Source organism: Halomonas sp. S3-1-1, from assembly GCF_023757625.1.
Classification (GTDB): Bacteria; Pseudomonadota; Gammaproteobacteria; order Pseudomonadales; family Halomonadaceae; genus Vreelandella.
Genome location: NZ_JALGBZ010000003.1, coordinates 289397 through 303092 on the forward strand (window position 1 = coordinate 289397; position 13696 = coordinate 303092).

The 13696-nt window shown below is 61.4% G+C and carries 11 protein-coding genes; 3 read left to right on the top strand and 8 right to left on the bottom strand.

Annotation, left to right across the window (positions count from 1 at the left end):
* The first annotated feature begins 23 nt into the window (after nucleotides 1-23).
* Complete coding sequence (gene catC / locus MQW23_RS10725) at nucleotides 24-314, top strand: muconolactone Delta-isomerase (RefSeq protein ID WP_252108088.1); 291 nt, start codon at nucleotides 24-26, stop codon at nucleotides 312-314.
* 62 nt (nucleotides 315-376) lie between these two features.
* Complete coding sequence (catA, locus tag MQW23_RS10730) at nucleotides 377-1348, top strand: catechol 1,2-dioxygenase (protein WP_252108089.1); 972 nt, start codon at nucleotides 377-379, stop codon at nucleotides 1346-1348.
* A gap of 92 nt (nucleotides 1349-1440) precedes the next feature.
* On the opposite strand, the gene MQW23_RS10735 is transcribed toward catA, so the two are convergent.
* The 8 genes from MQW23_RS10735 to glyA all read right to left on the bottom strand — a co-directional run bounded on the left by MQW23_RS10735 (nucleotide 1441) and on the right by glyA (nucleotide 11735).
* On the bottom strand, nucleotides 1441-2343 hold the full coding sequence (locus MQW23_RS10735; protein WP_252108090.1) for a LysR family transcriptional regulator: 903 nt from the start codon (nucleotides 2341-2343) through the stop codon (nucleotides 1441-1443).
* A 276-nt stretch (nucleotides 2344-2619) separates the two neighbouring features.
* On the bottom strand, nucleotides 2620-4002 hold the full coding sequence (locus MQW23_RS10740; protein WP_252108091.1) for an L-serine ammonia-lyase: 1383 nt from the start codon (nucleotides 4000-4002) through the stop codon (nucleotides 2620-2622).
* Nucleotides 4003-4123: 121 nt separating this feature from the next.
* Complete coding sequence (gene purU / locus MQW23_RS10745; protein WP_252108092.1) at nucleotides 4124-4990, bottom strand: formyltetrahydrofolate deformylase; 867 nt, start codon at nucleotides 4988-4990, stop codon at nucleotides 4124-4126.
* A gap of 55 nt (nucleotides 4991-5045) precedes the next feature.
* Nucleotides 5046-5681, bottom strand: a complete 636-nt coding sequence (locus MQW23_RS10750; protein WP_252108093.1) for a sarcosine oxidase subunit gamma — start codon at nucleotides 5679-5681, stop codon at nucleotides 5046-5048.
* On the bottom strand, nucleotides 5674-8715 hold the full coding sequence (locus MQW23_RS10755; RefSeq protein WP_252108094.1) for a sarcosine oxidase subunit alpha family protein: 3042 nt from the start codon (nucleotides 8713-8715) through the stop codon (nucleotides 5674-5676). The genes MQW23_RS10750 and MQW23_RS10755 overlap by 8 nt, the downstream gene beginning before the upstream one ends.
* A complete protein-coding gene (locus MQW23_RS10760; RefSeq protein WP_252108095.1) occupies nucleotides 8712-9101 on the bottom strand; it encodes a sarcosine oxidase subunit delta in 390 nt (129 codons plus the stop codon). Before MQW23_RS10760 ends, MQW23_RS10755 begins: the two co-directional genes overlap by 4 nt.
* A gap of 11 nt (nucleotides 9102-9112) precedes the next feature.
* Nucleotides 9113-10363, bottom strand: a complete 1251-nt coding sequence (locus MQW23_RS10765; RefSeq protein WP_252108096.1) for a sarcosine oxidase subunit beta family protein — start codon at nucleotides 10361-10363, stop codon at nucleotides 9113-9115.
* Between the two features lie 46 nt (nucleotides 10364-10409).
* Nucleotides 10410-11735 (bottom strand): serine hydroxymethyltransferase, encoded by a 1326-nt coding sequence (gene glyA, locus MQW23_RS10770; protein ID WP_252108097.1) that lies wholly within the window; start codon nucleotides 11733-11735, stop codon nucleotides 10410-10412.
* Nucleotides 11736-12138: 403 nt separating this feature from the next.
* Between glyA and fdhA the strand changes: the two genes are divergently transcribed.
* The gene (gene fdhA, locus MQW23_RS10775; protein ID WP_252108098.1) at nucleotides 12139-13326 is read left to right on the top strand and encodes a formaldehyde dehydrogenase, glutathione-independent; all 1188 of its coding nucleotides are present in this window, start codon (nucleotides 12139-12141) and stop codon (nucleotides 13324-13326) included.
* Nucleotides 13327-13696: the final 370 nt, after the last annotated feature.

The following is a 13696-nucleotide window of genomic DNA, read 5'->3' on the forward strand; positions in this document are numbered from 1 at the left end:
CCGGAAAGAGAAAGGAGATACGGATGCTATTTCAAGTAGAGATGACCGTTAAGCTACCCCCTGAGATGCCCGCTGAGCAGGCGGCCAGTATCAAATTAACAGAGAAAGAGTACTCGCAAGAACTACAGCACCAGGGTAAGTGGCGCCACTTATGGCGGGTCGCCGGTAGTTACTCCAATGTCAGTATTTTCGACGTTGAAGACAATACGGAACTGCAAGAGCTCGTTAGCAACCTCCCGTTATTTCCGTACATGGAAATCAGCGTCAAACCCTTGTGCCGTCACCCTTCCTCCATTCGCGAAGACGACAACTGAGACAGCACTAACCAAGCCATCTTGATTAAAAATACAACTCTATAATAATTGAGGATTCTGACATGACCGTAAAAATTTTCGATACGCCAGACGTACAGAACTTTATTAACAAGGTTGCTGGTCTCGATCAGTCCGGCGGCAGCGAGCGCGCCAAGCAAATCGTGCAGCGCTTGGTCGGTGATCTGTTCAAACTGATCGACGATTTCGACATCACCGAAGAAGAGTACTGGGCGGGCGTTAATCTGCTTAACGCGCTGGGTAGTCAGACACAGTTCGGGCTGCTCTCGCCTGGACTTGGGTTCGACCATTTCCTGGATATGCGCCACGACGCTATCGACGCTGAAGCGCACCGTACAGGCGGTACTCCGCGCACCATCGAAGGCCCGCTCTACGTGGCCGGCGCCCCGGAAGCCGAAAGTTTCGCGCGCATGGATGATGAAGGTACTGAGGGCGAAACCATGTGGTTGACTGGCCAAGTGCGCGATGTGGACGGCACGCCGATCGCCGGGGCCAAGGTCGAGATCTGGCACGCCAATGATAAGGGCGGCTACTCGTTCTTTGACCCATCGCAGTCCGAGTACAACCTGCGCCGCACGATTTACACCGACAGCGATGGTCGCTATACCGCCCGCAGCATTATTCCTTCCGGCTATGGGGTGCCCGAAGGCGCGCCCACTGATGTTGTACTCAAGTCGCTCGGCCGCCACGGCGAACGCCCGGCTCACATCCACTACTTCGTTTCCGCTCCGGGACATCAGCATCTGACTACCCAGATCAACCTGGCGGGTGACCCCTATACCTTCGATGACTTTGCCTTCGCTACCCGCGAAGAGCTAGTCATTCCTGCAGAGCATATCGAAGACCCAGCGGAAATTTCTAAGCGCGAACTGGACGGCCCATTTTCTCAAGTGGTGTTTGATGTCGAGCTGACCTCGGCCAAAGATCTCGCGCTTCAAACGCGTCACCCCCGGGCGCGCGCCAAAGAGGACGAGCATGATCTAGCTAGCCAGTTAGCGGGTACTGCCAAGGTATAGATATAGTTTTATATCAATAGCTTTGGTTGTCACTTGGAGGTCGCACTAGTCTGGCTGCGGGTCATATGCAGACTAGTGCGTAACACTAATGATTAGGGATATCGACCTTTGAGGCGATCATCAACCAGCTTGTTTAAAATAGTAGTCGCTTCCCTCATGAGAGCGGAGGGTTTCTCATGGCGGCGGCGACTACAAAGAACAGGCGAGGTAATGTTTTTATCGGCCAAGGGAATATAAGAAATACCGTCCCGTTGTACACGTTTTACTTCTTCTGGTACCAGAGTTATTCCAATCCCTGAGGCGACTAAACTTAACGCTGTTTGAACCTCGTTCGCCTCTTGCAATACATTTGCTTTTAAACCCTGGCGACGGAAAATACCCAGCACCATATCGGCAAAGCTGGGTCGCGGTTTTGCAGGAAAAAGAATAAGCGAATAATTTGCAAGATCAGCACAGGTAGGGGAGGAGCCTTCAAGTGGATGCCCACTAGGAACGGCGGCGATCAGTGGCTCATTAAAAAGTAGTTCCTGCTCAATATCTGGGTCATCAATTCGAAGACGGCCAAAACCGATGTCAATGCGTCCTGACTTGAGCGCGTGCACTTGCTGAACTGTCGTGAGCTCCGCTAATGATATTTCTATGTTATCGAGTTGGCGTAAATCTCGTACAAGCATCGGTATCTGGCCATAAAAGATTGAGGGCACAAACCCAATACCAAAAAGAGATCGCTTGCTACGAGCCATGTGGCGCGTGGAATCGATAGTGACGTTTACTTTTTCCAGAATTTCTATAGCGCGTTGTTGAAAAAAGATGCCTGGCTGGGTCAAACGTAATCCCCGAGACCCTCGCTCGAAAAGCTCAGCGCCTACTTCTTGCTCCAGCTGTTTAATCTGACGGGAAAGCGGCGGCTGAGACATATGAAGCCGCTCGGCGGCACAGGTGAAATTCAACTCCTCCGCCACAACGCAAAAGTACCTCAGGTGGCGTAGCTCCATGATACCTCCCGGGTATGAAGGGGCGCTCAAGATAGACGGTATAACCTGTTGCCGCCATTAAGTGGCTGGGCAGTGGTCCATACCTTATCAGTATTCAAGCAATAGCAAGGGAGGAAGCCGCTTAGACTTTAGTAATACTCGCCAGACGAGTCTATCGATAAGCAAAGAGCGGGATAGGGGCAGCAATACAGCAAGACATGGATTGAAGGGTGAAGCAGCAAACGTGAAACTCCATGGCGGTTGGACCGCCATGGAGCTTGGTAGAAGAAAAGGCGCTCAACACTCGATCGCATTCACCGCCAGGCCTCCCTTGGAGGTCTCCTTGTACTTGTCGAGCATGTCGCGGCCGGTGTCGCGCATGGTGCGAATCACTTTATCGAGCGAGATGAAGTGGGTGCCGTCGCCGTGCAGCGCCATTTGGGCGGCGTTGATCGCTTTGACGGTGGCGATGGCGTTGCGCTCGATGCAGGGCACCTGCACAAGCCCTCCGACCGGGTCGCAGGTCAAGCCTAAGTTATGCTCCAGGCCGATTTCTGCGGCGTGTTCGACCTGCTCGGGCGTGGCGCCCATCACCTCGGCCAGGCCGGCGGCGGCCATGGCGCAGGCGGAGCCGACCTCGCCCTGGCAGCCCACTTCGGCGCCGGAGATCGAGGCGTTTTTCTTGCACAGGATGCCGATGGCACCCGCGGCGAGCAGGAAGTCGACCACGTTACGCTCGCTGGAGCCTGCCTGGAACTTCATGTAGTAGTGCAGAACCGCCGGGATGATGCCCGCCGCGCCGTTGGTCGGGGCGGTGACCATGCGCCCGCCGGCGGCGTTCTCTTCATTGACCGCCAGCGCGAAGATGTTGACCCACTCCATCGCGGAGAAGGTGGTCGCAATCAGGCACGGGTTCTGCTCGGCGGCGGACAGGCGCTGGTGCAAAAGCTTGGCGCGGCGCTTGACGTTGAGCCCGCCGGGCAGCACGCCTTCGTGAGTCAAGCCGTTGTCGACGCACTCGCACATCACCCGCCAGATGCGCCACAGCTCGTCGCGCACCTCCTGCTCGGGCCGCCAGGTTTTCTCGTTGGCCATCATCAGTTGGCTGACGCTCATGCCTTCGCGCTTGCAGATCGCCAACAGCTCCTCGGCGGAGTTGAAGTCGAAGGGGATCTCGGCGCTGTCCATGTCCTCGAGCTTTGCGTCCACCTGGTGTTGGTCGACGACGAAGCCGCCGCCGACCGAGTAGTAGGTGTTGGCGAGCAGGACCTGATCGGCTTCGTCATACGCGCAGAGCTTCATGGCGTTGGGGTGGTGGGGCAGGCTTTCATCGTGAAAGCGCATGTCCCGGTCCCAAACGAAGGTGACGTCCTTCTGGCGGTTAAGCGACAGCGTGTGCGTCTCCTTGAGCGTCGCGATCGCCGGGCCGATGATCGATGGGTCGATCCGATCCGGGCGCTCGCCCATCAGGCCCATGACGGTGGCGTGGTCGGTGCCGTGGCCAACGCCAGTGGCGGAGAGCGAGCCGTAAAGATGCACTTCCAGACGGCTGACCCGGTCGAGTACGCCGGCATCTTCTACCGCCGCGGCGAATTTGAAGGCCGCCATCATGGGGCCGACCGTGTGTGAACTGGACGGGCCGACGCCGATCTTGAAAAGGTCGAAGACACTGATAGGCATGGAAGACCTCTGATGAGAATAGCGCGCCGGCTCACCGGCGACGGGCGAACCCATCGTCCGGCGAGGCGACGTCGTTTGTTGTACTTACTGTAGTCGAGGCGCGAGCGTCAGGGGCGTTCGATCAGTTGCCGAACACCACCGTGCGGCCGCCGTGCAAAAACACCCGCCGCTCCAGGTGGTAGCCAATGGCCCGGGCGAGCGTCAGACACTCGATATCACGCCCCTTGGCGACCAGATCCTCCGGGTAGTGCGCGTGGTCCACCGGCTCCACGCCCTGGGCGATGATCGGGCCTTCGTCCAGGTCGTTATTGATGTAGTGCGCGGTGGCGCCGACGAGCTTCACGCCCTTGTCGTAGGCCTGGTGGTAGGGCTTGGCACCCTTGAAGCCAGGCAGCAGGGAGTGGTGGATATTGATCGCGCGGCCATCGAGCAGCTGACACATGCGCGGCGAAAGCACCTGCATGTAGCGCGCCAGAATCACCAGCTCCGCGCCGGTTTGCTCGATGATGTCGAGCACCTGGGCTTCCTGCTCGGACTTGGTGTCCGGGGTGATCGGCAGATGGTGATAGGGCAGGTCGTGCCATTCGGCCAGCGGCTGCAGGTCAGGATGGTTGGAGACGATCGCCTTGATATCCAGCGAAAGCTGCCCGGTGCGATAGCGGTAGAGCAGATCATTTAGGCAGTGGTCCGCTTTGGACACCAGAATGACCGCGCCGGTTCGCTTGGCCGGCGGGGTCAGCTCGAAGCTCATGTCGAACTCGCGGGCGCGGGGGCCAAAGGCCTCCTCGAACGCCTGCTCGCTGAAGTCATCAAGCTCCGGGCGAAACTCGGCACGAATGAAGAAGCGCTCGCCCAGCCGATCATCGAAGGAGCTGAGTTCGGTGATGTAGCAGTGCTGCTCTTTTAAAAACCGGGTGAGGACATCGACCGTGCCCAGAATGCTCGGGCACTGGGCGGTGATGATCCAGGTATCCGTTAGTCGGCTCATGGCGCTTCTCTTTCATCGCAGTCAGGGCGGCCGGCGGGTGCCGGCCGTTATGCGTTTATTGTGTATCGATACCGTATTCCGCGGAGGCGTCGAGCAGCCAGCGGTAGCAGTAGTCGGCGAAACTGCGCCGTACCACCAGCTCCCACTCGGTCTCGCTTGTGCGGCGCAGCACCACGGTCGCCTTGGCAAAAATCGTGGTCACGCCCTTGCCGACGGGAAATGCATGGGGGTGAACATCGAACGAGACCGTCTTCATCAGCACTTCGCGGGCGTTGTCGCCGGCAAGCGTCAGCACGGTCTGGCCACCGCTGACGTTGACGATGCTGACGTGGGCATCGCCAAGGGTTTCGCGCAGGGAGCGCTCGAGAGCGCACTCCTCGCCGCCAGGAACGATCACCAGCCACTCGTCCGGCGAGATCCACTGGATCGAGCGCTCGCCGGCCTCGTCACGCTCAACGGTGTTGGGCTTGGCCGGCAGGCTGATGCCGAGCACCTGGCGCACTGCTTCATCGAGCACGATGGCGCCGCCGCGCAGCACCACGTGACCCAGCAGCGCCTTCTCGCGCAGCACCACGCCGGCATTGGCGCTGTTGGCGGTCTTTTGCTGCTGGTAGCTCCAGCAAAGCGGCGACTCGACCGCCGGGTTACCGGCGGGCACGGTGTCGAACTGCTTGGCGCTCACGTTAGACATTTTGACGCTCTCCTTTCGGGTCGATGAAGACGGGACTGACGATCTCGGCTTCATGCATCGTGCCGTCGGTCATCGGCAGGTAAACGGTTTGGCCCATGCGCTCGCGGCCTTCGACCACCACCGCCAAGGCGAAGCCGTGGCCCAGTGACGGGCTGTAGTAGCTCGAGGTCACGTGGCCCTTCATGGCCATCGGGATGCTCTGCTCCTTGTCGAAAACGATCTGCGCGCCCTCTTCCAGTACCACGCTTGAATCCTTCGGCTTCAAGCCGACGAACTGCTTGCGATTGCCGCGCAGGGTGTCCGGGCGGCTCAGCGCGCGCTTGCCGATCCACGGGAAGGGCTTGTCGTAACCGATCGCCCACTGCATGCCCAGATCTTCCGGGGTGACCGAGCCGTCGGTGTCCTGCCCGACGATGATCAAACCCTTCTCGGCGCGCAGCACGTGCATGGTTTCGGTACCGTAGGGCGTAAGGTCGTACTTCTCGCCGTGCTCAAAAAGCTTCTTCCAGACGTGCAGCGCGTAGTTGGCCTGCACGTTGATCTCGAAGGCCAGCTCGCCGGTGAACGAGATGCGGAAGATACGTGCCGGCACCTCGGCCACCGTGGCGTCGCGCCAGTCCATGAATTTGAACGACTCTTTATCCAGATCCAGGTCGGTGAGCTCGGACAGCAGCTTGCGCGCGTCCGGGCCGGTCACGGTCATGGTCGCCCAGTGATCGGTCACTGAGTTGAAGTAGACCTGAAGCTCCGGCCATTCGGTCTGGTGCCAAAGCTCCAGCCACTCGAGTACGCCCGCGGCACCGCCGGTGGTGGTGGTCATCAAAAAGTGGTTATCGGCGAGGCAGCTCGTGGTGCCGTCGTCCATCAGCATGCCGTCGTCTTTACACATCAAGCCGTAACGCACGCGGCCCGGGGCGAGCTGGGCCCACTTGTTGGTGTAGACGCGGCCCAGGAACTCGCGGGCGTCCGGGCCCTGAATGTCGATCTTGCCCAGCGTCGAGGCGTCCAGAATGCCGACTTTTTCACGCACCGCCAGACACTCGCGGGCGACCGCTTCATGCATGGTCTCTTTTTTGCCGTTGACCGTGCGCGGGAAGTACCAAGGGCGCTTCCACTGGCCCACGTCCTCGAACTCGGCGCCGTTCTCCATGTGCCACTGGTGAAGCGCGGTGTAGCGTTTCGGGTCGAACAGCTCGTCGCAGTGACGGCCGACGATGGCGCCAAAGGTGATCGGCGTGTAGTTGGGGCGGAACACCGTGGTGCCGACGTCCGGAATCGAGCGGTCGAGGCAGCGCGCGGCGATAGCCATGCCGTTGATGTTGCCAAGCTTGCCCTGGTCGGTACCGAAGCCGAGCGCGGTGTAGCGCTTGACATGCTCGATGGACTCGAAGCCCTCACGAGTGGCGAGCTCGATACCGGCGGCGGTCACGTCGTTTTGCAGGTCGACGAACTGCTTCGGCGCGCGCAGCGCGGTTTTTTCGTGTGGCACCTGATAGAGCGCGCAGGCCTTGCCGTCGCGGAGACCGCGGGTAGCGGGTAGGGTGATCGCCTGCGCGTCTTCAAAACCCGTCAGTTGGGCGGCCTGGCGGCCGGCACGTTCGCCGTCGGCCAGCGTCTCGTCGAGCCCGAAGTGGCCAGCCACGCCGCCGGCGGAGATCATGCCTTTCACCTCGCCGGGCAAGAAGCCGAGCAGCTCCTCGTTCCACTGCGGGCGGGTGCCGGTGTGAGACGAGAGATGCACCACCGGGCTGTAGCCGCCGGAGCTTGCGATGGTGTCGCACTCGAGCTCCTCGACCTTACCGGTGACCACGAAGCGCTCGAGATCGATCGCGCAGACGCGGGCGCCGGTGACGCGCTGGCCACCGCGGGCCTCGACCACGGAACTTCCGGTGATCACGCGAATGCCGCTGTCGCGGGCCTGGCGAACGAGATCGCCGTCCGGGTTGGCGCGGGCATCGACGATCGCCACGACCTGGCGGCCGGCCTCTTTCCAGTCGAGCGCGGCGCGGTAGGCGTGGTCGTTGCTAGTGGAAAGCACCAGCTTTTTGCCCGGCACCACCGCGTAGCGGCGGATATAGGTGGAAACGGCCCCGGCGAGCATGTTGCCCGGAAGGTCGTTGTTGGCGTAGACCAGCGGGCGCTCGTGGGTGCCGCTGGCGAGCACCACTTGGCCTGCGCGCACGCGGTGCAGCCGCGCTCGTGCCTGACCGGCAAGGCCTGCCTCACTGGCGGTGTCGGCCAAGTGCTCGGTGCGCCGCTCGTGCAGCGTAACGAAGTTGTGATCGTGGTAACCGTTGGCGGTGGTGCGCGGCAGAAGGAGCACGTTTTCAAGGCTTGCGAGCTCCTTGACGGTCTCTTCGACCCAGCGCACGGCGGAAACGCCGTCGAGGGTCTCGCGACTATCGAGCAGCGAACCACCCATCTCTTCCTGCTCGTCGCAAAGGATCACGCGGGCGCCAGCACGGGCTGCCGAAAGCGCCGCGGCCAACCCCGCTGGGCCTGCGCCCACCACCATCACGTCGCAGTGGTGGTGCATGTGGTCGTAGATGTCCGGGTCGGACTCGTGGGGCGCGCGGCCCAGGCCTGCGCCCTTGCGGATGTACTTTTCGTACGTCATCCACATCGAGGCCGGGGCCATGAAGGTCTTATAGTAGAAGCCCGGCGGCATGAAGCCGCCGCCCAGCCGACCGACCCAGCTCATGACGTCGCGCTGAACGTTCGGCCAGCCGTTGGTGCTGCGCGCGACCAGGCCCTTGTAGAGCGCCTGTTGAGTGGCGCGCACGTTGGGCACTTGGGTCTCTTCCCGAGCGCCGAGCTGGACCACGGCGTTGGGCTCTTCGGCGCCGGCGGCGACGATGCCGCGGGCCCGTGAGTACTTGAAGCTGCGGTTGACGATGTCCACGCCGTTGGCGAGCAGGGCCGAGGCCAGGGTGTCGCCCTTCAGGCCCTTGTAGCTTTGGCCGTTGAAGGTGAATTCGAGCGTCTGGGAGCGATCGACACGGCCGCCGGCATCGATACGATTGGTCTGCGTCATGACGAGGTCTCCTCGTTCAAGGCCTTGGATTCGGGCTGGGCACCGATGGTCTGCCAGCCGCCGTCAGCGGTTTGTACGCCCTGTTCCTTGCGGACCTTTTCCGTTTCGGCGGTGATGCTCGGCTGCTCGCCCATCCGGTAGGTCTCGAGGATCTCGTAGGTCACCGTGTTGCGGGTGATGTTGAAGAACTTGCGACAACCCACGGAGTGGACCCACATTTCGTGGTGAACGCCGCGCGGGTTCTTGCGAAAGAACAGGTAGTCGCCCCACTCTTCGTCGGTGGTATTGTCCGGGTCTTTCGGGCGCATCAGGTGAGCCTCACCGCGCGGATGAAACTCCTCTTCCTCGCGGTACTCCTGACAGTAGGGGCAGTGAATATAGAACATGTCAGCTCTCCTCAGTGCGCAACGCCGGCGGCGCCGTGTTCGTCGATCAGCGCACCGGTGTGGAAACGGTCGATGGAGAACGGCGCGGCGATCGGGTGCATTTCACCCTTGGCCAGACTCGCCGCGAACACGTGGCCGGATCCGGGGGTGGCCTTGAAGCCGCCGGTACCCCAGCCGCAGTTGAAATAAAGACCCTTGACCTTCGTTTTCGAAAGGATCGGGCAGGCGTCCGGGCAGGTATCGACGATGCCGCCCCACTGGCGGTTCATGCGCACCCGCGAGAACATCGGGAACATCTCGACGATCGCTTGCAGGGTGTGCTCGACGGTCGGGTAGCTGCCGCGCTGGCCGTAGCCGAGATAACCATCGATGCCCGCGCCGATCACCAGGTCGCCCTTGTCGGACTGGCTAACGTAGCCGTGCACGTGGTTCGACATGGTGACGGTGTTGAGTACCGGCTTGAGCGGCTCGGAGACGAGCGCCTGCAGCGGGTGAGACTCGAGCGGAAGCTTGATGCCCGCCATGTCCGCCAGCACCCCGGAGTTACCCGCGGCCACACAGCCCACCGTATTGGCTTCGATGTCGCCACGGTTGGTGTGAACGCCGAGCACCTTGCCGTCGCGAATCTTGAAGCCGGTGACTTCGGTGTTCTGCAGAAGATCCACGCCCAATGCGTCGGCGCCGCGGGCGTAGCCCCAGGCCACCGCGTCGTGGCGGGCCACGCCGGCACTTTTCTGCCAGGAGGCGCCCATGATCGGGTAGCGGGCGCGGTTGGAGATATCAAGCTCGGGCTCGATCTCCTTGATCTGCTGGGGCGTGACCACTTCGCTATCCACGCCGTTCAAGCGGTTGGCGTGTACGCGGCGCTGAATGTCGCGCATGTCCTGCAGGGTGTGGCCCAGGTTCAAGACGCCGCGCTGCGAGAACATGACGTTGTAGTTCAGATCCTGAGACAGCCCTTTCCACAAGTCGAGGGAGTGGTTGTAAAGGCGCGCGGCCTCGTCCCACAGGTAATTGGAGCGCACGATCGTGGTGTTACGCGCCGTGTTGCCGCCGCCCAGCCAGCCTTTCTCGACCACGGCGACGTTCTTGACGCCAAACTCCTTGGCCAAATAGTAAGCGGTAGCCAAACCGTGGCCGCCGCCGCCCACGATGATCACATCGTAGCGCTTCTTGGGCTCGGGGTTGCGCCACTGGCGCTCCCAGTTCTCGTGATGACCGAGCGCATGTTTAACCAGTCCGAAGCCGGAATAACGTTGCATGAAATCTCTCCTGAATCGACTCCGTGGAGCCCGCGGGCGGCGGTCGTTACGCGACGGTGGCGTCTTCGACCGGCTCTGCCTGAGTTTGGGCCTGACCGTAAACCGGGTAGTGCGCGCACAGATCAGCGACGTGGTCGCGCACCTGGTTTTCGATCTCGGTGGTGTCTTGTTGATCGGCCAGCACGTCGAGAATGTCGCAAATCCAGCCGGCGAGCTGCTCGCAGTCCGATTCGACCATGCCGCGCGTGGTCACCGCCGGGGTGCCGATGCGAAGGCCGGAAGTAACGAACGGGCTCTGCGGGTCGTTGGGCACGCTGTTCTTGTTGACCGTGATGTGGGCGCGGCCTAGGGCGGCATCCGCGTCCTTGCCGGTCACGCCCTGCTTGATTAGCGAAAGCAGGAACAGGTGATCGTCGGTGCCGCCGGAGACGACATCGAAGCCGCGCTCGATGAACACCTTCGCCATGGCGCGGGCGTTTGCGATCACCTGGCGCTGGTAGTTGACGAAGTCCTGGTTCATCGCCTCCTTGAAGGCCACGGCCTTGGCGGCAATGACGTGCATCAGCGGGCCGCCCTGCTGGCCCGGGAATACCGCGCCGTTGAGCTTTTTGTAGAGCGCCTCGTCGCCGTCGGCGGAGAGGATCAGGCCACCGCGCGGGCCGCGCAGCGTTTTGTGGGTAGTGGTGGTGACCACGTGGGCGTAGGGCAGCGGGCTCGGGTAGAGGCCGGCGGCGACCAGACCGGCGACGTGGGCCATGTCGACCATCAGATACGCGCCCACCTCGTCGGCGATGGTGCGAAAACGCCGCCAGTCGATCACCCGCGAGTAGGCGGAGAAGCCGGCGATGATCATTTTCGGCTGGTGCTCGCGGGCCAGACGCTCAACCTCGTCGTAGTCGATCTCGCCGGTGCCTTCGACCAAACCGTACTGAACGGCGTTGTAGTGCTTGCCGGAGAAGTTCGGTGCCGCGCCGTGGGTCAGGTGGCCGCCGTGGGCCAGGCTCATGCCCAGAATGGTGTCGCCGGGCTTGACCAGCGCCATGAACACCGCGGCATTGGCTTGGGCGCCGGAGTGCGGCTGCACGTTGGCGTAGTTGGCGCCGAACAGGCTGCAGGCGCGCTCGATGGCAAGTGTTTCGACCTTGTCGACGAACTCGCAGCCGCCGTAGTAGCGCTTGCCCGGGTAGCCTTCGGCATACTTGTTGGTCAGCTGGCTGCCCTGGGCTTCCATCACCAGCTTGCTGGTGTAGTTTTCCGAGGCGATCAGCTCGATATGGGCTTCCTGGCGCGACGTCTCTTCGGCAATGGCGGAGGCAAGGGCCGTGTCGTAGCTGGCCAGGCGGGCATCGGGAGAAAAATTGTTGTCTGACATCTGGGTCTCCAGGCGAGTCGCGTTGTTCTGTTGATCGGTCTGTGTTCGGTCCGGTCGTTTGTTAGCGCCGCGCTGTTGGGATGGGCTTGCGACGCTATCATGCCGCGATAGTATCGCCGGGCCTTGCCCCCAAGATGCTTGCCCACGTCACCGCTCGGCGTATTTGCGACATTTACGACAAAATCGTGACGCGTGCCGAAACAGGTCGTCCATCCGCCGTTCGATGTCGTCTGTGAGTAACTTCCGCGCGCGCGAATGAACCATGCTGGAGCGGCACCTGATGCCGTTTGGCGGATCGTCGGCGCACGCGCGTCGGGATTGCGTCAAACACGCCAGTTTCACTCAAGAATAACGATGCAGCGCGACTCATAATCGCGGCCGCACCCGGAAGAGAGGATTATCCATGTCCAACAATCGCGGTGTTGTCTATGTCGGTGACGGCAAGGTCGAAGTCCAGAACATCGACTACCCGAAGATGGAAACCCCCAACGGCAAGCCCATCGACCACGGCGTCATCCTGAAGGTCGTCTCCACGAACATTTGCGGCTCCGACCAGCACATGGTGCGCGGGCGCACCACCGCCCCGAAAGGCATGGTGCTGGGCCACGAAATCACGGGTGAAGTGATCGAGAAGGGCAAGGGCGTCGAGTTTTTGCAGATCGGCGATATCGTCTCCGTGCCGTTCAACGTCGCCTGCGGTCGCTGCCGTACCTGTAAGGAAGGCCACACCGGCCTTTGCCTGCACGTCAACGACGACCGCGCCGGCGGCGCCTACGGCTACGTTGACATGGGCGGCTGGGTCGGCGGCCAGGCGCACTACGTCATGGTGCCCTACGCCGACTTCAACCTGCTGAAATTCCCGGACCGCGACCAGGCGATGAACCAGATTCGCGACCTGACCATGTTGAGTGACATCCTGCCGACGGGTTTCCACGGCGCCTTGAAAGCCGGTGTCGGCGCGGGCTCAACGGTCTACGTCGCCGGTGCCGGCCCGGTGGGTCTGGCCGCGGCGGCCTCGGCGCGGCTTCTGGGCGCGGCGGTCGTCATGATCGGCGACTTCAACAAGGCGCGTCTCGAGCACGCGCGCAAGATGGGCTTCGTGCCGATCGATCTCTCCCAGCACGATCGCCTGGGCGAAATGATTGCGGCCGTTGTCGGCGAGCCGAGCGTGGACAGCGCCATCGACGCGGTAGGCTTCGAGGCGGTTGGTCATAGCGGCAAGGAGCAGCCGGCGGTGGTGCTCAACCAGATGATGGAAGTGACCCGCGAAGGCGGCTCCATCGGCATTCCCGGGCTTTATGTGACCGAAGACCCGGGTGCCGCGGAAAAAGCGGCGCAAACGGGAAGTCTGAGCCTGCGCTTTGGCCAGGGCTGGGCGAAAGGGCTCTCCTTCCACACCGGCCAGACCCCGGTGGTGCAGTACAACCGCCAGCTAATGCAGGCGATTCTGCACGGGCGCCTGAACATCGCCGAGATCGTCAACGCTCAGGTGATCTCGCTCGAAGAAGCGCCCCAGGGCTACGAGCAGTTCGATCAAGGCGTGGCGAGCAAGTTCGTCCTCGATCCGCACGGGCTGCTTGGCGCCGCCTGATTGCGTTAAGTTAAATAGCGCGGGTAGCCAACGCTCATGGCCTTTGGGTCATGAGCGTTTTTTTATGACGAAAGAGTTGATAATCTTGGATATCGACCTGTAAGAGTGATTTGTTCACGCTTGCAGTCTAAAGCTGTAGACATCAATACTACCTGGGTGAATGGTCATGACTTGCTGCAAAATCAGCGACATCAAGCCTGTGTATAGTGATGGCAACTGGCACCAACAGAGCCGCGCTACCGCTATAAGCGTGATCGGGCCGCAGCCGAGCAGGAAGTCAAGCCCGTTAGTGAGCAGTACGAGTGGACGCGTCCTGGCGAAAAAACTTTGTTAACGCGACGCACAAAGTCTCTGCGCTGATCAACGAGGA

Coding starts and splice junctions, on each gene's coding strand:
- catC (WP_252108088.1), top strand. CDS start 24: ATGCTATTTCAAGTAGAGATGACCGTTAAGCTACCCCCTGAGATGCCC.
- catA (WP_252108089.1), top strand. CDS start 377: ATGACCGTAAAAATTTTCGATACGCCAGACGTACAGAACTTTATTAAC.
- MQW23_RS10735 (WP_252108090.1), bottom strand. CDS start 2,343: ATGGAGCTACGCCACCTGAGGTACTTTTGCGTTGTGGCGGAGGAGTTG.
- MQW23_RS10740 (WP_252108091.1), bottom strand. CDS start 4,002: ATGCCTATCAGTGTCTTCGACCTTTTCAAGATCGGCGTCGGCCCGTCC.
- purU (WP_252108092.1), bottom strand. CDS start 4,990: ATGAGCCGACTAACGGATACCTGGATCATCACCGCCCAGTGCCCGAGC.
- MQW23_RS10750 (WP_252108093.1), bottom strand. CDS start 5,681: ATGTCTAACGTGAGCGCCAAGCAGTTCGACACCGTGCCCGCCGGTAAC.
- MQW23_RS10755 (WP_252108094.1), bottom strand. CDS start 8,715: ATGACGCAGACCAATCGTATCGATGCCGGCGGCCGTGTCGATCGCTCC.
- MQW23_RS10760 (WP_252108095.1), bottom strand. CDS start 9,101: ATGTTCTATATTCACTGCCCCTACTGTCAGGAGTACCGCGAGGAAGAG.
- MQW23_RS10765 (WP_252108096.1), bottom strand. CDS start 10,363: ATGCAACGTTATTCCGGCTTCGGACTGGTTAAACATGCGCTCGGTCAT.
- glyA (WP_252108097.1), bottom strand. CDS start 11,735: ATGTCAGACAACAATTTTTCTCCCGATGCCCGCCTGGCCAGCTACGAC.
- fdhA (WP_252108098.1), top strand. CDS start 12,139: ATGTCCAACAATCGCGGTGTTGTCTATGTCGGTGACGGCAAGGTCGAA.